Annotated in this window: 22 protein-coding genes, 1 pseudogene and 1 riboswitch; of the genes and pseudogenes, 10 read left to right on the forward strand and 13 right to left on the reverse strand. The window is 72.5% G+C overall.

Features of this window, described 5'->3' with window-relative positions; all coding sequences use genetic code 11:
• Positions 1 to 39: 39 nt before the first annotated feature.
• Positions 40 to 151, forward strand: a riboswitch (TPP riboswitch).
• From thiO to QF032_RS11365, 5 genes are all read left to right on the forward strand, one after another.
• Positions 149 to 1,315: a glycine oxidase ThiO gene (thiO, locus tag QF032_RS11345; RefSeq protein ID WP_307042046.1), complete on the forward strand. Its 1,167-nt coding sequence runs from the start codon at positions 149 to 151 to the stop codon at positions 1,313 to 1,315. Its footprint overlaps the riboswitch before it by 3 nt.
• 14 nt (positions 1,316 to 1,329) lie before the next feature.
• Positions 1,330 to 1,530 (forward strand): sulfur carrier protein ThiS, encoded by a 201-nt coding sequence (thiS, locus tag QF032_RS11350; protein WP_306956140.1) that lies wholly within the window; start codon positions 1,330 to 1,332, stop codon positions 1,528 to 1,530.
• A gap of 3 nt (positions 1,531 to 1,533) precedes the next feature.
• Positions 1,534 to 2,343, forward strand: a complete 810-nt coding sequence (locus QF032_RS11355) for a thiazole synthase (protein WP_306953087.1) — start codon at positions 1,534 to 1,536, stop codon at positions 2,341 to 2,343.
• Between the two features lie 172 nt (positions 2,344 to 2,515).
• The gene (pknB, locus tag QF032_RS11360) at positions 2,516 to 4,453 is read left to right on the forward strand and encodes a Stk1 family PASTA domain-containing Ser/Thr kinase (protein ID WP_307055932.1); all 1,938 of its coding nucleotides are present in this window, start codon (positions 2,516 to 2,518) and stop codon (positions 4,451 to 4,453) included.
• A gap of 34 nt (positions 4,454 to 4,487) precedes the next feature.
• On the forward strand, positions 4,488 to 5,366 hold the full coding sequence (locus QF032_RS11365) for a deoxyribonuclease IV (RefSeq protein ID WP_306953085.1): 879 nt from the start codon (positions 4,488 to 4,490) through the stop codon (positions 5,364 to 5,366).
• Between the two features lie 43 nt (positions 5,367 to 5,409).
• On the opposite strand, the gene QF032_RS11370 is transcribed toward QF032_RS11365, so the two are convergent.
• On the reverse strand, positions 5,410 to 6,042 hold the full coding sequence (locus QF032_RS11370) for a sulfite oxidase-like oxidoreductase (protein WP_306953083.1): 633 nt from the start codon (positions 6,040 to 6,042) through the stop codon (positions 5,410 to 5,412).
• A 185-nt stretch (positions 6,043 to 6,227) separates the two neighbouring features.
• Here QF032_RS11370 and bfr point away from each other — a divergent pair, with 185 nt between their 5' ends.
• Positions 6,228 to 6,707 (forward strand): bacterioferritin, encoded by a 480-nt coding sequence (gene bfr, locus QF032_RS11375; protein WP_107444433.1) that lies wholly within the window; start codon positions 6,228 to 6,230, stop codon positions 6,705 to 6,707.
• Positions 6,708 to 6,766: 59 nt separating this feature from the next.
• On the opposite strand, the gene QF032_RS11380 is transcribed toward bfr, so the two are convergent.
• Positions 6,767 to 7,000: a (2Fe-2S)-binding protein gene (locus tag QF032_RS11380; protein ID WP_373430321.1), complete on the reverse strand. Its 234-nt coding sequence runs from the start codon at positions 6,998 to 7,000 to the stop codon at positions 6,767 to 6,769.
• Between the two features lie 160 nt (positions 7,001 to 7,160).
• Positions 7,161 to 8,513, reverse strand: a complete 1,353-nt coding sequence (locus tag QF032_RS11385; protein ID WP_307042056.1) for a class II 3-deoxy-7-phosphoheptulonate synthase — start codon at positions 8,511 to 8,513, stop codon at positions 7,161 to 7,163.
• Positions 8,514 to 8,632: 119 nt separating this feature from the next.
• Between QF032_RS11385 and QF032_RS40585 the strand changes: the two genes are divergently transcribed.
• On the forward strand, positions 8,633 to 8,689 hold the full coding sequence (locus QF032_RS40585; protein ID WP_115913573.1) for a trp operon leader peptide: 57 nt from the start codon (positions 8,633 to 8,635) through the stop codon (positions 8,687 to 8,689).
• Between the two features lie 109 nt (positions 8,690 to 8,798).
• Positions 8,799 to 10,661: an anthranilate synthase family protein gene (locus QF032_RS11390; RefSeq protein WP_307055933.1), complete on the forward strand. Its 1,863-nt coding sequence runs from the start codon at positions 8,799 to 8,801 to the stop codon at positions 10,659 to 10,661.
• A gap of 177 nt (positions 10,662 to 10,838) precedes the next feature.
• On the opposite strand, the pseudogene QF032_RS11395 reads toward QF032_RS11390, so the two are convergent.
• From QF032_RS11395 to QF032_RS11410, 4 genes and pseudogenes are all read right to left on the reverse strand, one after another.
• Positions 10,839 to 11,079, reverse strand: a pseudogene (locus QF032_RS11395) (6-phosphofructokinase); the annotation flags it as partial.
• 32 nt (positions 11,080 to 11,111) lie between these two features.
• A complete protein-coding gene (locus QF032_RS11400; protein ID WP_306953078.1) occupies positions 11,112 to 11,807 on the reverse strand; it encodes a response regulator in 696 nt (231 codons plus the stop codon).
• Complete coding sequence (macS, locus tag QF032_RS11405; RefSeq protein WP_307055934.1) at positions 11,804 to 13,030, reverse strand: MacS family sensor histidine kinase; 1,227 nt, start codon at positions 13,028 to 13,030, stop codon at positions 11,804 to 11,806. Before macS ends, QF032_RS11400 begins: the two co-directional genes overlap by 4 nt.
• A gap of 40 nt (positions 13,031 to 13,070) precedes the next feature.
• Entirely contained in the window at positions 13,071 to 13,949 is an 879-nt protein-coding gene (locus QF032_RS11410) for a lysophospholipid acyltransferase family protein (RefSeq protein WP_307055935.1), read from the reverse strand.
• 159 nt (positions 13,950 to 14,108) lie between these two features.
• On the opposite strand from QF032_RS11410, the gene QF032_RS11415 reads away from it, so the two are divergent.
• Complete coding sequence (locus QF032_RS11415) at positions 14,109 to 14,888, forward strand: alpha/beta hydrolase (protein WP_306953072.1); 780 nt, start codon at positions 14,109 to 14,111, stop codon at positions 14,886 to 14,888.
• Positions 14,881 to 15,519, forward strand: a complete 639-nt coding sequence (locus QF032_RS11420) for a hypothetical protein (protein ID WP_307055936.1) — start codon at positions 14,881 to 14,883, stop codon at positions 15,517 to 15,519. Before QF032_RS11415 ends, QF032_RS11420 begins: the two co-directional genes overlap by 8 nt.
• 214 nt (positions 15,520 to 15,733) lie before the next feature.
• Here QF032_RS11420 and QF032_RS11425 read toward each other — a convergent pair whose 3' ends face one another.
• From QF032_RS11425 to QF032_RS11450, 6 genes are all read right to left on the reverse strand, one after another.
• Positions 15,734 to 16,489 carry an endonuclease/exonuclease/phosphatase family protein gene (locus QF032_RS11425; protein WP_307042065.1) on the reverse strand — a complete coding sequence of 252 codons (756 nt, stop codon included), beginning with the start codon at positions 16,487 to 16,489 and terminating at the stop codon, positions 15,734 to 15,736.
• 92 nt (positions 16,490 to 16,581) lie between these two features.
• Complete coding sequence (locus QF032_RS11430) at positions 16,582 to 17,535, reverse strand: ROK family glucokinase (RefSeq protein ID WP_266727344.1); 954 nt, start codon at positions 17,533 to 17,535, stop codon at positions 16,582 to 16,584.
• 67 nt (positions 17,536 to 17,602) lie between these two features.
• Entirely contained in the window at positions 17,603 to 18,118 is a 516-nt protein-coding gene (locus QF032_RS11435) for a DUF5304 domain-containing protein (protein ID WP_307042067.1), read from the reverse strand.
• Between the two features lie 81 nt (positions 18,119 to 18,199).
• Positions 18,200 to 19,363, reverse strand: coding sequence for an ArsA family ATPase (locus QF032_RS11440; RefSeq protein ID WP_307055937.1), 1,164 nt, complete (start codon positions 19,361 to 19,363; stop codon positions 18,200 to 18,202).
• A 125-nt stretch (positions 19,364 to 19,488) separates the two neighbouring features.
• Positions 19,489 to 19,932 (reverse strand): SRPBCC family protein, encoded by a 444-nt coding sequence (locus QF032_RS11445; protein WP_306953061.1) that lies wholly within the window; start codon positions 19,930 to 19,932, stop codon positions 19,489 to 19,491.
• 80 nt (positions 19,933 to 20,012) lie between these two features.
• On the reverse strand, positions 20,013 to 20,768 hold the full coding sequence (locus tag QF032_RS11450; protein WP_307060218.1) for a metallophosphoesterase family protein: 756 nt from the start codon (positions 20,766 to 20,768) through the stop codon (positions 20,013 to 20,015).
• Positions 20,769 to 21,087 lie beyond the last annotated feature (319 nt).

Genomic DNA, 21,087 nt, shown 5'->3' on the forward strand with positions numbered 1-21,087 from the left:
CTTACTGAGGCGTGTCACGTCGGGCTAGGGTGGCCAACGTAGAGCACTCGCGGGAGCCCGGACGCACCGGGCTGAGAGGGAGGCTGGCGGCCTCCGACCGTACGAACCTGATCCGGGTCATGCCGGCGAAGGGAGGGGCTGGACGCCCATGTCGTCTCCACGCACATCAGACGTCCTCGTCATCGGGGGCGGGATCATCGGGCTGGTCACCGCCTGGCGGGCCGCGCAGCGCGGCCTCGCGACGGCGGTGGTGGACCCCGAGCCGGGCGGCGGGGCCGCCCAGGTGGCCGCCGGGATGCTGGCCGCCGTCACGGAACTGCACTACGGCGAGCAGACCCTGCTCGGTCTCAACCTCGCCTCGGCGCGCCGCTATCCCGACTTCGCGGCGGAGCTGACGGAGCTGACCGGGCTCGGCGTCGGCTACCGGCGCTGCGGCACGCTCGCGGTCGCGCTGGACGCCGACGACCGCACCCATCTGCGCGAACTGCACGCCCTGCAACGGCAGTCGGGACTGGAGTCGGAGTGGCTGTCCGGGCGCGAGTGCCGGCGTCTGGAGCCGATGCTCGCACCGGGGGTGCGCGGCGGACTGCGGGCGGACGGCGACCACCAGGTCGATCCGCGGCGGCTGGCCGCGGCCCTGACGGCCGCCTGCGAGCGCGCGGGCGTCGCCTTCCACCGCACATGGGCGGAGCGGCTGACCGTCGTGGGCGACCGGGCGACGGGGGCCGTCCTGCGGGACGGCGCTACGCCGTCGGCGGGGCAGGTGGTGCTCGCCGGCGGCAGTCTGAGCGGGCGGCTCGCGGGTGTCCCGCAGGACGTACTGCCCGCCGTACGGCCCGTCAAGGGGCAGGTGCTGCGGCTGGCCGTGCCGGCGCGGTGCGCGCCGTTCCTGAACCGGACCGTGCGGGCCGTGGTCCGCGGCAGCCAGGTCTACCTGGTCCCCCGGGAGAACGGCGAACTGGTGGTGGGCGCGACCAGCGAGGAGCTGGGCTGGGACACGACCGTGACGGCGGGGGGCGTGTACGAGCTGCTGCGCGACGCCCACGAGCTGGTCCCGGGCATCACCGAGCTGCCGCTCACCGAGACGCGCGCGGGCCTGCGGCCGGGGTCCCCGGACAACGCGCCGCTGCTCGGGCCGACGGAGCTGCCCGGGCTGCTGCTGGCCACCGGGCACTATCGCAACGGCGTGCTGCTGACGCCGGTGACCGGAGACGCGATGGCGCAGGTCCTGGCCACCGGGGAGCTGCCGGACGAGGCCCGACCCTTCACTCCCCGGCGTTTCGGCGCCGCCGCACTCCTGGAGCAGCCCGCGTGAACGCCCCTGCCCCTCTGCACGTCTCGGTCAACGGCGAGCGGCGGGAGTTCGCCGCCGGCACCGCCCTCGACGGCGTCGTACGGTCCCTGACGCCCGCCGCCTCCGGGGTGGCCGCCGCGCTCAACGAGACCGTCGTCCCGCGCGCGCAGTGGCCGTCCACGGCGCTGTCCGACGGGGACCGCGTGGAAGTCCTCACCGCCGTCCAGGGAGGCTGAGCCATGGCCGACGACGACCTCGTTCTCGGGGGGACGTCCTACTCCTCCCGGTTGATCATGGGTACCGGGGGTGCGCCCAGCCTGGAGGTGCTGGAGCGGGCCCTGGTCGCCTCCGGCACCGAGCTGACGACCGTCGCGATGCGCCGGGTGGACCCGTCGGTGCACGGGTCCGTGCTGTCGGTGCTGGAGCGGCTCGGCATCCGGGTGCTGCCGAACACGGCGGGGTGCTTCACGGCCGGCGAGGCGGTGCTGACGGCACGGCTGGCCAGGGAGGCGCTGGGGACCGACCTGATCAAGCTGGAGGTCATCGCCGACGAACGGACGCTGCTGCCGGACCCGGTCGAGCTCCTGGACGCCGCGGAGACGCTGGTGGACGAGGGGTTCACCGTGCTGCCCTACACGAACGACGATCCGGTGCTGGCCCGGAAGCTGGAGGACGTGGGCTGCGCCGCGGTGATGCCGCTGGGGTCGCCGATCGGGTCCGGCCTCGGGATCCGCAACCCGCACAACTTCCAGCTGATCGTCGAGCACGCGCGCGTGCCGGTGATCCTGGACGCGGGGGCCGGCACGGCGTCGGACGCGGCGCTGGCGATGGAGCTGGGGTGTGCGGGGGTGATGCTGGCGTCGGCGGTGACGCGCGCGCGGGATCCCGAGCGGATGGCCTCCGCCATGCGGGCCGGCGTCGAGGCGGGAAGGTCGGCCCGGCTGGCGGGCCGGATCCCCCGCCGCTACTTTGCCGAGGCGTCGTCTCCGGCGGAGGGCATGGCCGCCCTGGAGCCGCCCGCCCCGGACCCGGAACGCCCCGCTTTCTGACGGCCGGTCGCCGGACGGGAGAGGGACATTGCCGACGCGGGACCCGCCCGGGCCGCGAGCGCGCCCCGGGCCCGGGCGTTACCCGCGGGTTCGCGTCACAGCTCGGCTGCAGTCGCGCTGCGATCCCGGTGTGATCGGCGGGCTGTCGGTGACGGCTCGTACACTCACCTGCGTGGACACGACCCTTCAGGACCCTCTGGTCGGGCAGGTGCTCGACGGCCGGTATCGCGTGGAGGCGCGGATCGCGGTCGGCGGGATGGCCACGGTCTACCGGGCCGTGGACACCCGCCTCGACCGCGTGCTCGCGCTCAAGGTGATGCATCCGGCGCTCGCCGCCGACGCGGCGTTCGTCGAGCGGTTCATCCGGGAGGCGAAGTCCGTCGCCCGCCTGGCCCATCCCAACGTCGTGCAGGTCTTCGACCAGGGCGCCGACGGGTCGTACGTCTACCTCGCCATGGAGTACATCGCCGGCTGCACCCTTCGGGACGTGCTGCGCGACCGCGGGGCCCTGCAGCCGAGGGCCGCACTCGACATCCTGGAGCCGGTCCTCGCCGCGCTGGGCGCCGCGCACCGGGCCGGGTTCGTGCACCGGGACATGAAGCCCGAGAACGTGCTGATCGGGGACGACGGCCGGGTCAAGGTCGCCGACTTCGGCCTGGTGCGCTCGGTGGACACCGTCACCAGCACCACCGGGGCGGTGCTCGGCACCGTGTCCTACCTCGCCCCCGAGCAGATCGACCAGCCGGGCGCCGCCGATCCCCGGGTCGACGTGTACGCGTGCGGCGTCGTGCTCTACGAGATGCTCACCGGCGACAAGCCGCACGAGGGGGACTCCCCCGCGATCGTGCTCTACAAGCACCTCCACGAGGACGTCCCGGCGCCCTCGGCGCTCGTCCCCGGGCTGCCCTTCGAGCTGGACGAACTCGTGGCGTCGGCCACCGCCCGCACGCCCGGGGTCCGGCCGCACGACGCCGTCGCGCTGCTCGGACAGGTCCGGGAGGCGCGCGCCCCGCTCACCGAGGAGCAGCTGGACGCGCTGCCGCCGCAGGCCCTCTCCGGTGAGCACGACAACGCCGAGGACCGCACGAGCGTGATCCCGCGCTCGCTCACCGTACCCCGCCCGTTGCCGGTCAACGAGGACGAGCCCGCCGACGACGCCGCGCTCCACCGGACCTCCCGGTTCCAGAGCCCTCCGCCGCTGCCGCCCCGGCGCCGTTCCGTGCGGCCGGGGCGCGGGGTGATCGCGCTCGTCACCGTCGTCCTGCTGGTGCTCGGCGTGGGCGCGGGCGTCTGGTACATCAACTCCGGGCAGTTCACCAAGGTCCCCTCGGTGCTGACGCAGAAGGAGGCCGAGGCCCGCAAGCGCCTGGAGGCGGCGGGGCTCGAGGTCGGCAAGGTCCGGCACACGTACAGCGACACGGCCGGGCGCGGCACGGTCACGGAGACGGACCCCGGGCCCGGCGCCCGGATCCGCAAGAACGACTCGGTGGCGCTGACCGTCTCCGACGGCCCCGAGATCGTGAAGGTGCCGGACGTGCAGGGCGCGGCGCTGAAGAAGGCCGAGGCGCTGCTGAAGAAGGACGGGCTCGAACCGGGGCTGGTCACCGAGGAGTTCAGCGACGAGATCGCCCGGGGCGCGGTGATCAGCACCGATCCGCAGGCCGGCGCGCAGCGCCGCGCGGGCACCGCGATCTCGCTCGTCGTCAGCAAGGGCAGCCCGGTCGACGTCCCCGACGTCACCGGCGACGACCCGGACGACGCCAAGGCCGAGCTGGAGGAGGCCGGCCTGACGGTGAAGGTCGCCGCCGAGCAGGTCAACTCCGAGGTGGACAAGGGCAAGGTCGCCGCGCAGACCCCCAAGGCGGACAGCCGGCTCGCCGTGGGCGACACCGTGACGCTGACGCTGTCCAAGGGTCCGGAGATGGTCGAGGTCCCGGACGTGGTCGGCTCGAGCGTGGACGACGCCAAGTCGCTCCTGGAGCAGTCCGGGTTCAAGGTCGACGAGGACCGCGGCCTGCTCGGTCTGTTCGGCGACACCGTGAAGAAGCAGTCCGTCCAGGCAGGGAAGTCGGCGCCCAAGGGGTCGACGATCACGATCACCATCCGGTGACGGACCGGGCGGGCGGGCATGACACCCTGACCGGGTGAGTGCTCGTCCCCCCTTCCCCTCCCGCAATCCCGTCGGCGGCCATGTGCCCGTGGCCGGCGGTCTGCACCGCGTGGGCATGTCGTACGCGCACGACCTCGAGGCCGAGACGGTCCAGGTGTTCGTGGCCAACCCGCGTGGCTGGGCCACGCCGGCGGGCGACCCCCGGCAGGACGAGGCCTTCCGGGAGGCGTGCGCGCAGCGGTCGGTCCCGGCGTACGTGCACGCCCCGTACCTGATCAACTTCGGCTCGCACACCGAGGCGACGGCCGAGCGGTCGGTGGAGTCGATGCGGCACTCGCTGCGCCGGGGGCGGGAGATCGGCGCGCTGGGCGTGGTCGTGCACACCGGGAGCGCGACGGGCGGGCGGGACCGGTCGGTGGCGCTGAAGCAGGTGCGCGAGTACCTGCTGCCGCTGCTGGACGAGCTGACCCACGACGACGACCCGTTCCTGCTGCTGGAGTCCACCGCCGGCCAGGGCTCCTCGCTCTGCTCCCGGACCTGGGACTTCGGGCCGTACTTCGAGGCGCTGGACTCCCATCCCAGACTGGGCGTCTGCCTCGACACCTGCCACGTCTTCGCGGCCGGGCACGACCTGGCCGGCCCGTCCGGCATGCACCGGACCCTCGACCTGCTGGTGGACACGGTCGGCGAGGGCCGGCTGAAGCTGATCCACGCCAACGACTCCAAGGACGTGGCCGGCGCCCACAAGGACCGGCACGAGAACATCGGCGAGGGTCACATCGGCGAGGATCCCTTCCGGGACCTGATGACCCACCCGGCGACGGCGGGCGTGCCGCTGGTCATCGAGACGCCGGGCGGCAGGGAGGGCCACGCGACGGACGTGCGGCGGCTGAAGAGACTGCGGGACGGCTGAGGCGACGCTTCCCGGCCCCGGGGCCGTCGCGGCTTCGGGGCCGTCAGAGTTCGGGGCCGTCCCCGGGCTCCTCCTGGTAGGAGTAGCGCTGCTCGCTCCAGGGGTCGCCGATGTTGTGGTAGCCGCGCTCCTCCCAGAAGCCGCGGCGGTCGGCGGTCATGTACTCGATGCCACGGACCCACTTGGGGCCCTTCCAGGCGTACAGGTGCGGGACGACCAGTCGCAGCGGGAAACCGTGCTCGGCGGTGAGCAGCTCGCCGTCCTTGTGGGTGGCGAAGATCGTGCGCTCGGCGGCGAAGTCGGACAGCCGCAGGTTGGAGCTGAAGCCGTACTCGGCCCACACCATCACATGGGTGACGCTCGCGGCGGGCGGCGCGATCTCCAGGATCGTGCGGGCCGGGATGCCGCCCCACTCGGCGCCGAGCATGCTGAACTTCGTCACACAGTGCAGATCGGCCAGCACGGAGGCGTAGGGAAGTGCGGTGATCTCGTCGTGGTTCCAGCAGCGCTTCTCACCGTCGGCGGTGGCGCCGAAGACCCGGAACTCCCAGCGCTCGGGACGGAACTTGGGGACCGGACCGTAGTGGGTGACGGGCCAGCCGCGCTGCAGTCGCTGCCCCGGCGGAAGCTCGGACACCGCCTCTTCTCCAGATTCTCGCTCCACCGGATGACCCATGACTCCATCCTGACAGACCCCGGACGATGCACATGACCAGCCATGACCGGGCATATCCCGAATCGGGCAACTGATACTAAGCATGCACTAACTTACTAAGTACGCACTTACTGGACGATCTTCGATGCCGGTGAAATCATGCGGCGGAACCTCCCGAATTCTCCGACGTGGAAGGAGCCTCTGCGATGCAGGGCGACCCCGAGGTCATCGAGTTCCTCAACGAGCAGCTCACCGGCGAACTCACCGCCATCAACCAATACTTCCTCCACGCCAAGATGCAGGAGAACTTCGGCTGGACGAAGCTCGCGAAATACACGCGGCACGAGTCCTTCGACGAGATGAAGCACGCCGAGGTGCTCACCGACCGGATTCTCTTCCTGGACGGGCTGCCGAATTACCAGCGGCTGTTCCACGTGCGCGTCGGACAGACGGTCAAGGAGATGTTCGAGGCCGACCGGCTGATCGAGGTGGAGGCGATCGACCGGCTGAAGCGCGGCATCAAGGTGATGCGTGAGAAGGGCGACATCACGTCCGCGAACATCTTCGAGTCGATCCTCGAGGACGAGGAACACCACATCGACTATCTGGACACCCAGCTGGAGCTGGTGGAGAAGCTCGGCGAGGCGCTCTACATCGCCCAGCTGATCGAGCAACCGGAGAGCTGAACCGGCAGGCCCGCCCCGCACCGCGGCCCGGCCTGCGGTCGACGCGGTGGAGGAGACTCCTAGGCCGCTTCGTCGAGTGCGGTGAGGGCCGGCGCCTTGTGGCCGGCGAGGTCGGTCACACCCGGGCGCGGGGAGGCGCCCCGGCCGAGGATGGCCTGGATCCGGCGTACGCAGGAGCCGCAGTCCGTGCCCGCCTTGCAGGCGGAGGCGATCTGGCGCGGGGTGCAGGCGCCGTCGTTCGCGTGCTGTTTGACCTGGGCCTCGGTCACCCCGAAGCAGCTGCAGACGTACACGCGGTTCACCTCCTCGCCGGTCCCTGAGTCACGCCTACCGGATCTCAGGGCTCCCTGGTCGGTGAGGCTAACCTAACCTTACCCGGCGCCGCGTGGCGGGAAAAGTGGAGTGGGGCGCGGATCGCATGTGATCCGCGCCCCACTGCCATGACGATCACGCCTACTGGTCGCGGTACATCTCCGCCACGAGGAATGCCAGGTCGAGGGACTGGCTGCGGTTCAGCCGGGGGTCGCAGGCCGTCTCGTAGCGCTGGTGGAGGTCGTCGACGAAGATCTCGTCACCGCCGCCCACGCACTCGGTGACGTCGTCGCCGGTGAGCTCCACGTGGATGCCGCCCGGGTGGGTGCCGAGAGCCTTGTGGACCTCGAAGAAGCCCTTGACCTCGTCCAGCACGTCGTCGAAGCGGCGGGTCTTGTGACCCGAGGCCGCCTCGTAGGTGTTGCCGTGCATCGGGTCGGTGATCCAGGCCACCGTCGCGCCCGAGGCCGTGACCTTCTCCACCAGCTCGGGCAGCTTGTCGCGGACCTTGTCGGCGCCCATGCGGACGATGAAGGTCAGCCGGCCGGGCTCGCGGTCCGGGTCGAGGCGCTCGATGTACTGTAGCGCCTCCTCGGCCGTCGTCGTCGGCCCGAGCTTGATGCCGACCGGGTTGCGGATCTTCGAGGCGAACTCGATGTGCGCGTGGTCCAGCTGCCGGGTGCGCTCGCCGATCCACACCATGTGCGCCGAGACGTCGTACAGGTGCCCGGTGCGGGAGTCGACCCTGGTCAGGGCAGACTCGTAGTCGAGCAGCAGCGCCTCGTGCGAGGAGTAGAACTCGACCGTCTTGAACTCCTCCGGGTCGGCCCCGCAGGCGTGCATGAAGTGCAGCGCGTTGTCGATCTCACGGGCGAGCTGCTCGTAGCGCTGGCCGGACGGGGACGACTTCACGAAGTCCTGGTTCCAGGCGTGCACCTGGCGCAGGTCGGCGTAGCCGCCGGTGGTGAAGGCGCGCACCAGGTTGAGCGTCGAGGCGGACGCGTTGTACATCCGCTTCAGCCGCTCGGGGTCCGGGACGCGGGCCGCCTCGTTGAAGTCGAAGCCGTTGACCGAGTCGCCGCGGTACGTCGGCAGCGTCACGCCGTCGCGGGTCTCGGTGTTCTTGGAACGCGGCTTGGAGTACTGGCCGGCGATCCGGCCGACCTTGACGACCGGCACGGAGGCCGCGTACGTCAGCACCGCGCCCATCTGCAGCAACGTCTTGAGCTTGTTGCGGATGTGGTCGGCCGACACCGCGTCGAAGGCCTCGGCGCAGTCGCCGCCCTGGAGGAGGAACGCCTCTCCCTTGGCGACGGACGCCATCCGGGCGCGCAGCTGGTCGCACTCGCCCGCGAAGACGAGCGGCGGATACGACTCGAGCTCCGCAACGACTGCGCGCAGAGCCTCGGTGTCGGGGTACTCGGGCTGCTGCGCCGCGGGCAGGTCTCGCCAGGTGTTGCCAGCGCTCGCGCTGGTCTTAGCGTTCACGGTCACGCCCTCAACACTACGGGGTCGTGTCACGTCGTTTTCGCACCGGCTCGACAGGTGAGACGCCGTCCCGCTCACCTGAGGACCTCCCCGCGGCCGGGGACCCATGGGGTAGGGTGCGGCGCATGTTCGCGCTTTCGATCCAGAACTGGTGGTGGACCGCTCATCCGGCGGCCCACTGACTGCGCGTACGCACGACGTCGCGAAGGCCGCCCGAGGGCGGCCTTCGGTGTTTCCGGGCCCGGCCGTCCCTCTGGCGACAAGCTCCTCCCAGCGAGAAGGACACGCCCCATGCATCTGCTCGACCTGCCGGCCGACCCCCGCCCGTTCGCCCTGCTGCGCCGCCGCACGCCGGGCCACGACGAGAACGTCGTCGAGCTGCTCCTCGGCCCGGTCCGCACCTACGACCGCCTGGCCGACCTCCCCGACGAGGGCCTCGCCCTGGTCCCCTTCCGCCAGATCCGCGAGCGCGGCTTCGACGTGCGCGACGACGGCACACCGCTCGCGGTGCTCCACCCCGAGGAGACCCACTCCTTCCCGCTCGAGGACGTCCTCTCCCAGCTGCCCGCCCACGACGTCCGGGTCCGCGACGGCGCCTTCGACGTCGGCGACGAGGAGTACGCGCGGATCGTCGGACGGGTGCTGCGGGACGAGATCGGCGGCGGCGAGGGCGCGAACTTCGTGATCCGGCGGACCTACGAGGGCGAGATCCCCGGGTTCTCCCGGGCCGACGCCCTCGCCCTGTTCCGGCGCCTGCTGGAGGGCGAGCGGGGCGCGTACTGGACGTTCGTCGTGCACACCGGGGACAGGACGCTGGTCGGGGCCAGCCCCGAGGTGCATGTGCGGATGTCCGGCGGCACGGTCGTCATGAACCCGATCAGCGGCACGTACCGGTATCCCGCCGAAGGACCGACCCCCGAGCGCCTGCTGGAATTCCTCGCCGACGGCAAGGAGATCGAGGAGCTGTCGATGGTCGTCGACGAGGAGCTCAAGATGATGTGCACGGTCGGCGACATGGGCGGGGTGGTGGTCGGACCCCGGCTGAAGGAGATGGCGCACCTCGCGCACACCGAGTACGAGCTGCGCGGTAAGTCCTCGTTGGACGCGCGGGAGGTGCTGAAGGAGACGATGTTCGCGGCGACCGTCACCGGCTCGCCCGTGCAGAACGCCTGCCGGGTCATCGAGCGGCACGAGGCCGGCGGGCGGGGCTACTACGCCGGCGCGCTCGCGCTGCTGGGCAGGGACTCGGGCGGGGCGCAGACCCTCGACTCCCCCATCCTCATCCGCACCGCCGACATCGACGCTGCCGGGCGGCTGCGGGTGCCGGTCGGGGCCACGCTGGTGCGGGGGTCGGACCCGGCGGGCGAGGTGGCGGAGACGCACGCCAAGGCGGCCGGGGTGCTGGCGGCGCTGGGGGTGCGCGCGGGCCGGCCGGACACGCGGGCCGTGCCGCCGAGGCTCGCCGACGACCCCCGGGTGCGGGCCGCGCTCGACGGCCGGCGTGCCTCGCTGGCGCCGTTCTGGCTGCGGATGCAGGAGCGGACGGGGGAGCTGACCGGGCACGCGCTCGTCGTCGACGCCGAGGACACGTTCACGGCGATGCTGGCGCACGTGCTGCGCTCCAGCGGTCTGGAGGTGGACGTGCGGCGGTACGACGAGGACGGGCTGCGCGAGGCGGTGCTCGCGCACGAGGGGCCGGTGGTGCTGGGGCCCGGTCCCGGCGACCCGTGCGACCTGGACGATCCGAAGATGCGGCGCCTGCGGGAGCTGACCGCCCGGGTGCTGCGGGAGCACCGCCACGGGGTGCTCGGCGTGTGCCTCGGCCACGAGCTGATCGCGGCCGAGCTGGGGCTGGACATCGTCCGCAAGGAGGTGCCCTACCAGGGGGCGCAGACGGCGATCGACCTCTTCGGGCGGACCGAGACGGTCGGCTTCTACAACAGTTTCGTGGCGCGGTGCGGCGACGAGGCCGCGCAGGAGCTCGCCGTGCGCGGGGTGGAGGTGAGCCGGGCCCCGAACGGCGAGGTGCACGCCCTGCGGGGGCCCGGCTTCGGCGGGGTGCAGTTCCATCCGGAGTCGGTGCTGACGCTGAACGGGACGTCCCTGGTGCGGGAGGCGGTCGCCCGGCTCCGCACGACGGGCCTGCCCTCGTAGCCGGTGAACGGCTCAGCCGAAGAACACTCCCACCTCCGTGTGCAGCCGCGGGTCGACCGCGCACAGGATGCGTGTCGCTGCCTCGGGGGTCGAGTACGCCGGGGACCAGTGCGCTCAAGTCCGTTCGGGGCGTGCGGCTGAGTCGGGCTCACTTCTGCTCGGTCTTCAGGGACGGCCGGTCCGCGAGGAGTCGGGGATCGTGCCGCCGCTGGGCAGGATGCCGCGGACGGCGGGGAGGTCGAGGCGGACCGAGCGCCTCTCGAGCGGACCCCCGCCAGCCGTTTCGGAAGCCGACGAAGTCATGACCGCAACTCTGGACGCCCTTGCGGACGACGGCCCGGATGACGGCGTTGAGGCCGGGGCAGTCGCCGCCTGCGGTCAGCACTCCGACCGCATGGAAAGTGTCCCTTCGCCGCAGTTGCCTGACGAAGAGTCAGTGTCGCGCGCGGGTCACTCGTCGTCGAGGCCGCGTTCGATCGCGTACCGGACCAGTTCCACCCGGTTGTGCAGCTGGAGCTTGCCCAGGGTGTTCTGGACGTGGTTCTGGACCGTGCGGTGCGAGATCACCAGGCGTTCGGCGATCTGCTTGTAGCTCAGGCCCTTGGCGACGAGCCGGAGCACCTCGGTCTCGCGGTCGGTGAGCCGCGGCGCGTTCGGCTCGTCGCTGTCGGCGGCGGAGCCGGGGTCGGAGGCGAGCCGGCGGTACTCGCCGAGGACCAGGCCGGCCAGCCCCGGGGTGAACACCGGGTCGCCGGCGGCCGTGCGCCGCACGGCGTCCAGCAGTTCCTCGGTGGACGCCGACTTCAGCAGATAGCCGGTCGCGCCGGACTTCACCGCCTCCAGCACGTCGGCGTGCTCGCCGCTCGCCGACAGCACCAGGACCCGTAGGGCTGGGTTCGCGGCGACGACCTCCTTGCATACCTGGACGCCCGGCTTGGCCGGCAGGTTCAGGTCCAGCACGAGCACGTCCGGCGTGACGGCCTTGGCGCGGCGCACGGCCTGCTCGCCGTCGCCGGCGGTGGCGACCACGTCCAGTCCCGACTCGGCCAGGTCCCGGGCGACCGCGTCGCGCCACATGGGGTGGTCGTCGACCACCATGACCCTGATCGCGCCGCCGGTTCCCGCCCCGCCGTGTTCCTGGCTCATCGCCGTCCCGCCTTCCCCCGCTGCACGTTCTTCTCCTTCGGCACCGTCAGTTCGACCTCCGTGCCCTGTCCCGGCGTCGAGATCAGCTCGGCGCTGCCGCCGAGGTCCCGCAGCCTTCCCCGGATCGACTGGGCGACCCCGAGCCTTCCTTCGCCCTCGGCCTGCGCGAGCCGGCCCTCCGGGATGCCCGGCCCGTCGTCCCGCACGGTGACGACGACCCTGTCCGGCTCGTCCTCGACCAGGATCCAGGCCCGGGCGTCCTCCCCCGCGTGTCCGCGCACGTTGTCCAGGGCGGCCCCGACCGCGGCGGCCAGCTCCCGTGCGGCGGGCGTGGGCAGCGGCACCGCGGCGCCGGGGTCGGCGAGGTTCACGCGGGCGCCCGCGAAGGGAGCGAGCAGCGCGCGCAGGTCGACGACCCCGGGCTGCTCCGCCGGCTCGTCCACCACGTGGACGACGGCGCCGTCCGCCGCGTCCCGCGAGACCCGGGAGACCGGCACGAGGCCGCCGGAGACCAGCATGCGCAGCGCCACCTCCTGCTCACCGGCCAGCCGGCCCAACTCGGCCGCCTCCCCGCCGATGACCGCACCGCGGCGCTGCACCATGGCGAGCACCTGCAGCACGCTGTCGTGGATGTCGCGGGCGAGCCGCTCCCGTTCCCGGGTCGTCGCCTCGATCTCCAGGGCCCGGGCGAGGGTGCGCTCGGAGGCGCGGGCGACCTCGACGACGTAGCCGATGGCGATGGAGGCGACCCAGACGAGGACGACGTTGTGGACGGTGTCGCGGGCCGGGGCGCCGCGCTCGACCAGGTTGGTCACCGCGACGGCCGTGGAGGCGAACGCCGCCCAGCGCCAGCCGCCCTTGATGGCGAACGCCAGCACCGAGCCCGCGGTCCATATCGACGGCAGCGTCGGGCCGCCCGACTGGATGCGTTCGTGGCTGTCCGCGACGGTCGTGAGCATGATGCCGGTGAGCGCGACGGTGAGGTCGGCGGCGAGGAAGCGCTTGGTGCAGCTCGCCGCGCTCGCGACCTTGGGCAGGGTGGCGACGGTCCAGACGAACAGGACGCAGTAGTAGGCGACCGCGACCCAGGGGCGCGCGAACCCGTCGTAGGCGGTGGCGAAGAAGCCCACCGCGTAGAGCATGGTGAGCACCCGGTAGCCGGCGAGCGCACGCCACAGCGGCAGCTCGACCGACATCTTCACGACTCTCTCGCGTCTGGCCATCCGTCCCCCGCCCCCGGGCCGCCGGCTACGGCTCCCCGCCCTACTGCTCCGTGTCCCGCTGCTCCGGGTCCCTTTGCCCCATGTCCCTTGGCTCCGCGTCCCGCCGCTTTTCGGCCCGCTGCTCTTCGGCCCGCTGCTCTGCGTCGTTCTTCGCCCGGTCCTTCTCGGCCTGGTCCTTCTCGGCCTGGTCCTTCTCGGCCTGCGCGAGCGCCGCCTTCGCGGCCTTCTCGGCTTCCTTCTCGGCCTTCGCCGCCTCCGCGATCTGCCGCTTGGCGGCGGTCGCGTACATGTCGACGTACTCCTGGCCGGAGAGCTTCATGATCTCGTACATGACCTCGTCGGTCACGGCGCGCAGCACGAACCGGTCGTGCTCCATGCCCTGGTAGCGGCTGAAGTCCAGCGGCTCGCCGATGCGGATGCCGGGCCGCATGATCTTCGGGAGGACCTTCCCGGGCGGCTGGATCTTCTCGGTGTCGATCATGGCGACCGGGATCACGGGCGCGCCGCTGGCGAGCGCCACGCGCGCGAGGCCGCCCGGCTTGCCGCGGTAGAGGCGGCCGTCGGGCGAGCGGGTGCCCTCGGGGTAGATCCCGAAGAGCTCTCCGCGCTCCAGCACCTCGATGCCGCTGCGGACCGCGGCCTCGCCGGCGCCGCGCCCGCCGGAGCGGTCCACCGGGAGCTGGCCGACGCCCTTGAAGAAGGCCGCCGTCAGCCGGCCCTTCACGCCGGGCGTGGTGAAGTACTCGGCCTTCGCGATGAAGGTGACCTTGCGGTCGAGCACCGCGGGCAGGAAGAACGAGTCGGAGAACGACAGGTGGTTGCTCGCCAGGATCGCGGCGCCCTCGGCGGGGATGTTCTCCAGGCCCTCCACCCAGGGCCGGAAGGCGACCCGCAGGGGTCCCCCGATAGCGACCTTCATCGCGCCGTACAACAACCGACTGCCTCCTGTTTGTGTCGCACAGACCTTAACCCGGGGCGGCGGCGATGGCTCCGACGGCCCTGGTCGGTGTCAGTGGGGTCGCGTACGGTGAAGCACACGTCCCTCCCATGAAGAACAGACGAAGACAGGAGACCGAAGGTGCCGGTCCTTCCTGGAGCCGAGCCGTACCGCCATGAGGGCGGGGAGGTCGGAGTGCTCCTCTGTCACGGCTTCACCGGATCCCCGCAGTCGCTGCGCCCGTGGGCGCGGTACCTGGCCGAGCAGGGCCTGACGGTCTCACTGCCGCTCCTGCCGGGCCACGGCACGCGCTGGGAGGACATGGCGCTGACCGGCTGGCAGGACTGGTACGCGGAGGTGGACCGCGAGCTGCACGCCCTGCGCCGGCGCTGCGCCGCGGTGTTCACGGTCGGTCTGTCCATGGGCGGCGCGCTGGCCCTGCGGCTCGCCGCGAAGCACGGGGAGGGGGTGGCCGGCGTCGTCGTCGTCAACCCGGCGAACAAGGTGCACGGCCTGTCCGCGTACGCCCTCCCGGTGGCCCGTCATTTCGTGCGCACGACCAAGGGGATCACGAGCGACATCGCGAAGGGGGGCGTCGCGGAGAGCGGGTACGACCGGGTGCCGCTGCATTCGGCGCACTCCCTGCGCACCTTCCTGCGGCTGGTCGACGGCGAGCTGCCGCAGGTCACCCAGCCGCTGCTGCTGCTGCACAGCGCGCAGGACCATGTGGTGCCGCCGGCCGACTCGGCGCGGGTCCTCAGCCGGGTGTCGTCGACGGACGTGACCGAGATCCTGCTGGAACAGAGCTACCACGTGGCAACGTTGGACCACGATGCGGACCGGATCTTCGAGGAGAGCTACGCGTTCATCGGCCGGATCGCGCCCAGTGTCGGCAAGGAAGGGACGGCCGTAGGTGGCTGAGCACGACTCCGACCGCGAGGACCGGGAGAACCGGGACGAGCGGGACGGCCCGGACGCCCGGGAGGGCCGCGAGCCGGAGGAGCAGAGCGTGCCCTTCGACGAAGCGGCCGCGTGGGCGGCGATCGTCGCGGGGTACGGCGACGAGCCGCCGGACCCGCCGGGCGCCAAGCCGTTCAAGTCGGTCGAGGACCTGGCGCTCCTCGAGGTCGAGGCGAACGACGAGGAGGCCGGGGCGGACACCGGCGCGGAGCCCGCGAAGGAGTCCGGCGAGGAGAAGAAACCGGCCAAACCGCTGGGCAGTTCGGTCGCCTTCGCGCCCGGCGTCGGCCCGCGCGACTTCGCGACGCCCGAACCGGCCGAGGAGGACTTCGACGAGGACGACGAGGGTCATTTCGTCCCGCCGGAGCCGCCGCCGCTGCCCACCGCCGACACCACGGCCAGGTTCGCCTGGCTCGGGGTGCTCGGGGGTCCGGTGCTGTTGCTGGTCGCGGTGCTGCTGGGCTGGGAGATGACGTGGTGGCTGACGACCATCGCCATCGGCGGCTTCCTCGGCGGTTTCGCCACGCTGGTGGCGCGGATGCGCACGGACGACGAGGACGAGGGCGATCCGGGGCGGGGGGCGGTCGTCTGACCTGCGGCCGCCCGGCCTGTGGTCGTCCGGCTTACGGTCGTCCGGCTTACGGTCGTCCGGGCTGCGGGCTTCGGATCTGCGGCCGTTCGGCCTGTGGACGGCAGTCCGGCCGCCGACGGTCACCGGCCGCGGGGCGGCCCGCGGGGATGGGCGGCGAGGCCGGCAGGTGGTCCGCGGCCGCCCTCGGGACGGCGCCTTCCCGCATTCCCGAAGGTCAGGCCGCGGGCACGCGGAGCGCGGCCAGCACCGGCAGGTGATCGGTGGCCGCGCGCAGGTCGGCCTCGGTGACGCCCGGCACGTCGACCGGCACCCCACAGCCCAGCACCTCCACGGCCTTCGTCGCGAAGATCCCGTCGATGCGGCGGTCCGGGCCGGTGGCCGGGAAGGTGTGCTCGGCGCCCCAGGGGGCCGCGGTACGGCAGTCCTGGAGCGCTGCCGCCAGTCGGCCGAAGGTGGCGCCGTCGGGCCGTTCGTTGATGTCACCGCCCACGACCGCGTGCTCCACGCCCAGACCGGCCAGCCGGTCGAGGAGCAGGCCGCCGTGTTCACGGCGCTCTGCCGCCGTCAGCCCGAGGTGACAGCTGACGACACCCAGCCGGGCGCCCGCGAAGCGGACCACGGCCGTCGCCAGGCCCCGGCGGAACTGGCCCGGGGTGAGCGGCAGCAGCACGTCCTCGGTGCGTTCGACGGTCGCCCGCAGTGAGCACAGGACGGCGGGGCCGGCCGCCGTGCCGCCGCCGGTGAGGATCACCTGACCGGAGGCGGCCGCGAGACGGGCGAGCTTCTTGCGCCAGCGGAAGAAGAGCGGGGACTCCTGGACGAGCACCAGGTCGGGGCCGCAGGCCGTGATGACGCGGGCGAGGGCGTCGGTGTCGTCCCGCAGGGAGCGGACGTTGTAGCTGAGGACCCGGATGACGGCCGAACCGTCCGGCTCGGTACGGGAGTTGGGAAGCGGCGACGTCGTCGGCATGGTGATCAAGATACGCCGCCTCGTCCCGTACGTCCGCAAAAGCGAACGGGGGCCGCGAGCAGCCCCCGTGTGGGTGTAGACGCGCGATACGACTACATGATCGGGTCGGGCTCCCTCGCCAGGTCCGCCGCTCCGACCAGCCCCGCCTTGTTGCCGAGCTGCGCCGCGATGACGTCCGCCACCGGACGCCAGTTGCCGCCTACCAGCCACCGCTTGTAGGACTTGCGGATCGGGTCGAGGACCAGGTCGCCCTCGTCCGAGAGGCCGCCGCCGACGATGAACGCGGACGGGTCGAAGAGCGAGGCCAGGTCGGCGAGGCCGGCGCCGGCCCAGCGGGCGAGCTCGCGGTAGGAGTCCACGGCGACCGGGTCGCCCTGCCGGGCGGCCATGGAGATGTGCTTGCCCTCGATGCCGTCGGGGCTGCCGTCGCCGAGCCCGAGCAGCACCTCGGCGCGCTCGGGAGTGGCGTTGGCGCGCTGCTTCGCGTAGCGCACGAGGGCACGGCCGGAGGCGTACTGCTCCCAGCAACCCTGCGAGCCGCAGCCGCACAGCAGGCCGTCCGGGACCATCCGGATGTGGCCGAACTCGGCGGCCACGCCGAAGTGGCCCCGGCGCAGCTTGTTGCCGATGATGATGCCGCCGCCGAGGCCGGTGCCGAGGGTGATGCAGATGACGTTGCGGTGACCCTTGCCCGCGCCGAACTTGTACTCGCCCCACGCGGCGGCGTTGGCGTCGTTCTCCACGACGACGGGGAGACCCACGCGGGCCTCGACCTTTTCCTTCAGCGGCTCCTGGCGCCAGTCGATGTTGGGCGCGAAGTAGACCGTCGAGCGCTGGCGGTTGACATAGCCGGCCGCGCCGATGCCCACACCGACGATGGCGTGCCCCACGCGCGCGCCGTCGACGGCGGCGGCGATGGCGTCCACGATGCCCTCGGGCGTGCCCGGGGTCGGCACCTGGTGGGTCGAGAGGATGTTGCCTTCCTCGTCGACCACGCCGGCCGCGATCTTCGTGCCGCCGATGTCGACGCCGATGGTGAGTCCCATGAATCCCTCAGTTCCGGTCGAGCCCCGCTACGGTCAACCGTACCCGAGGCCCTGCCGTCGAAGGGCTTCAGTCCAAGTCGATGCGCTGGCCGGGACCGGTGCCGTCGCCGTCGTCGCGCCCCGGGCCGGGCCGCTCGTCCCGCGGGTCGTTGGCCCCGGCCGTCCAGCGGCCCTCCTGGGTCTGGACGGCGGAACGGTAGGCGGCGAGGAGTTCGGTGCCGGCCGCCGCGAGGTGGTCGAAGACGTCCGGGTTGCGCTCGATCACGGGCTCCACGGCGGCCTTGGCCTGCTGGACGACCTGGCGGACGACCTGCTGGGCGGCGGGTCCGGCGACCGCCGTGAGCAGCGGGGACTGGAGGGAGGACAGCTTGTCGCCGACGGCGTCGAGGAGCTTGCGCAGCTCCTCGGCCGCCGAGCCCGTGGGCGGGCCGTACTCGGCGCGGCGGCGGGCCTGCTCCGCCGCCAGATCCTCGGCGGCGGCGGTCGCCCAGGCGTCTGCGTCGCTCGCGCGCGGCGGTACGTCGGCGGACTCGGTCCCGGCGGGCTGCCCTGCGGCGTCGGGCGTGGGGCGCTCTTCGCTCATGGCGGACTCCTGACGACTCCTGGTGGACGGCGCCGGTCTGCGGCTCGTCACTCCGACGTTACCCGAACGGCGGTATGCCGTTCACTGTCCGCGCGGCCACAGCCCGGGATCCGGGGCGAACCGCACGCACAGCTCGCCGTCGCGCAGGGCGGCGCCGTCGACCCCGCAGCGGCGCAGCACCGAGGGCAGCGCGACGATGCGACGGAAGGGTCCGGCGCTGACGACGAGTTCGTCACCGCGCCGGACGAGGTCGAGTTCCTCGCGTATGGCGCCGGGCAGCGGGATGTGCCAGACGAGCACGCCGTCCTGGGCGAGCCGGTCGACGACGGGCCACTCGACCGGGGAGGCCGCCGGGTTGACGGCGGGCACGGCGAGCGCGCCGAGGTCCTCGGCCCCCCGGGGGTCGTGGCCGAGGTGGGCGACGGTCGCGGCGCCGGACCATTCGCCGAGGACCTTGTGCTGCTGGGCGGCGATCCCGGTGAGCGGTCCGGCGTGCGCCGCCTCCTCGGGCAGCACGCGGTTGGCGACGAGCGCCTCGACGGGCAGGGCACGCAGGGCGAGGCCCAGGCGGGCGTCGCGGACGGCGTCGGCGCCGGCCGGTCCGGGCTCGGCGACCAGGCGGACGGCGGTGCGGCGGTCGGCGAGGACGGCCTCGACGGCGGCCAGCTCCAGGTCCCAGCGGGCGGTCGTCTCGTACAGCTGCTCGGCGGGCATCGGTACTCCGGCGAGCCGGCCGAGCATGGGGCGCAGGGCGCGGGCGGCCTGGCGTTCCGGCGGGAGCAGGCGGCGCAGATAGCGGCGCAGCTCCTCCGGGAGGGCCAGCAGGGCGAGGGCCCGCGGGGCGGGCGGCAGATCGACGACGAGGAGGTCGTGGGCCTCGGCGAGGGCGGCGTCCCGCAGCGCGCGCAGCAGGGTCAGTTCCTCGGCGCCGGGCAGCGGGGTGACCTCCTCCGGGTCGAGCCGGGAGGCGCCGACCAGGTCGAGGAGGGTGGCGGCGCGGTCCTGGAAGCCGGTGAGGTCGTCGCGGAAGCCGGCGGCCGCGTCGGGACGCCATGCGGTGAGGCGGGGGGCGACCCGTACGGGGCTCGTCCCGGTCCGCGTCCCGAGCGCCGCGCCGAGGGTGTCGGAGCGGTCGGCGCTGAGGACGAGGGTGCGGATGCCTCCGGCGGCTGCCTGGTGAGCGGTGGCGGCCGCGATCGTCGTACGGCCGCTGCCGCCGGGGCCGGTGATCAGGAGGGTGCGCATGGTGGGGAACGGTACCTGTCGTGGCGCCCTGGGGGCTGCGCCCCCGGACCCGTCCTCGGCCCTTCAGGGGCCCCGCCCTCGATCGCCGGACAGGCTGACGGGAACGTGCCCGAGGAAGGAACCGCCTACTTCTCGCCCGACTCCACTCGCTTCTTCAGGCCCGCCAGCGCGCGGTCGATGATGACCTTCTCCGCCTTGCGCTTGATCATGCCCAGCATGGGGATCTTGACGTCCACGGTCAGCCGGTAGGTGACCTGGGTGCCGCCGGCGCCGGCCGGCTTGAGGAGGTAGGAACCGTCGAGCTGGCGCAGCATCTGGGACTTCACCAGCGTCCAGGACACCTCGTGCTCGCCGGTCCAGGTGTAGCCGAGGACCTGGTCGTCCTTGATCGCGCCGGCGTCCATGACCAGGCGGACCTGTTCGGCGCGGCCCTGCTCGTCCTTCTTGAGGACCTCGGCCTGCTTCACCTCTCCGGTCCAGTCGGGGTAGCGGGCGAAGTCGGCGATCACCGCCATGACGTCGGCCGGTGCCGCCTCGATCGTGATGCTCGAGCTGGTGTGTTCCGCCATCGCCGTGGCTCCTTGGGATCCGGGCCCGTAAAGGTACGTGGGTGCAGCGTGAAGGCTACCGCGCGGTCCGCCGGGCGAGTTCACCACTCCAGCGCCCACGGCTTGCCGCTGCCCGCGAAGTGGCCGACGTTCACGCACTCGGTGGCCCCGATCCGCATGCGGCGGGCGAGCGGCTGGTGGACGTGGCCGAACAGGGAGTAGCGGGGGCGGGTGCGGCGGATCGCTTCGAGCAGGGCGCGGCTGCCCCGCTCGAAGCGGCGGGCCACGGTGTCGTAGACGAGTTCCGGCACCTCCGGCGGGATGTGGGTGCACAGCACGTCCACCTCGCCGACGGCCTCGATCTTGGCGGCGTACTCCTCGTCGCTGATCTCGTAGGGGGTGCGCATCGGCGTCCTCAGGCCGCCGCCCACGAAGCCGAAGACGCGGCCGCCGATCTCCGCCCGCTGCCCGTCGAGGACGGTCGTGCCGGGGCCGGCGAACTCGGGCCACAGCTGCGGCATGTCGACGTTGCCGTAGGTGGCGTAGGTGGGGGTCGGGAACGCGGGGAACAGCTCTGCGTACTGCTTGCGGACGGCCTTCTCGATCAGCGCGGCCCGGTCGCCGCCGACTCCGGCCCACAGCCGGCCGCCGAGTTCGCGGGCCTCCTCGAAGCGGCGCGCGGTGCGCAGCTCGACGAGGCGGTCGGCGTTCTCCACGCCGAACAGGTCGGGGAAGATCCCGCGGGAGTGGTCGGCGTAGTCCAGGAACAGGACGAGGTCGCCGAGGCAGATCAGCGCGTCCGCGCCCTCTCCGGCCCTGGCCAGGTCGCGCGCGTTGCCGTGCACGTCGCTGACCACGTGGATGCGTGTCCGGCGGTTCCCGGGCGGTGTGGATGCCATGTCGATCAAGGGTAGGCGTGTGCGGCATATGTGAACAGTGGCGGCCCGGATACCGGTTACTGGCCAGTCAGTAAAGTGGTGGACTACTGTCGCCCGGGAGACACCAATCCGTGTGACGCAGCGAACATCTCAGCGGCCCCCCTGTCGAAGAGGCCATACCGGCGGGTAACGTCCGGGCAGTCCAGTCGTGCTCAGGTTTTCAACCACGGAGATTCCGGCCACGGAGATTCCGCCGAGACACCTGAGCGCACGCCCGAGCCATGGACCGCATCGTCGC

The organism is Streptomyces achromogenes (assembly GCF_030816715.1).
GTDB lineage: Bacteria > Actinomycetota > Actinomycetes > Streptomycetales > Streptomycetaceae > Streptomyces > Streptomyces achromogenes_A.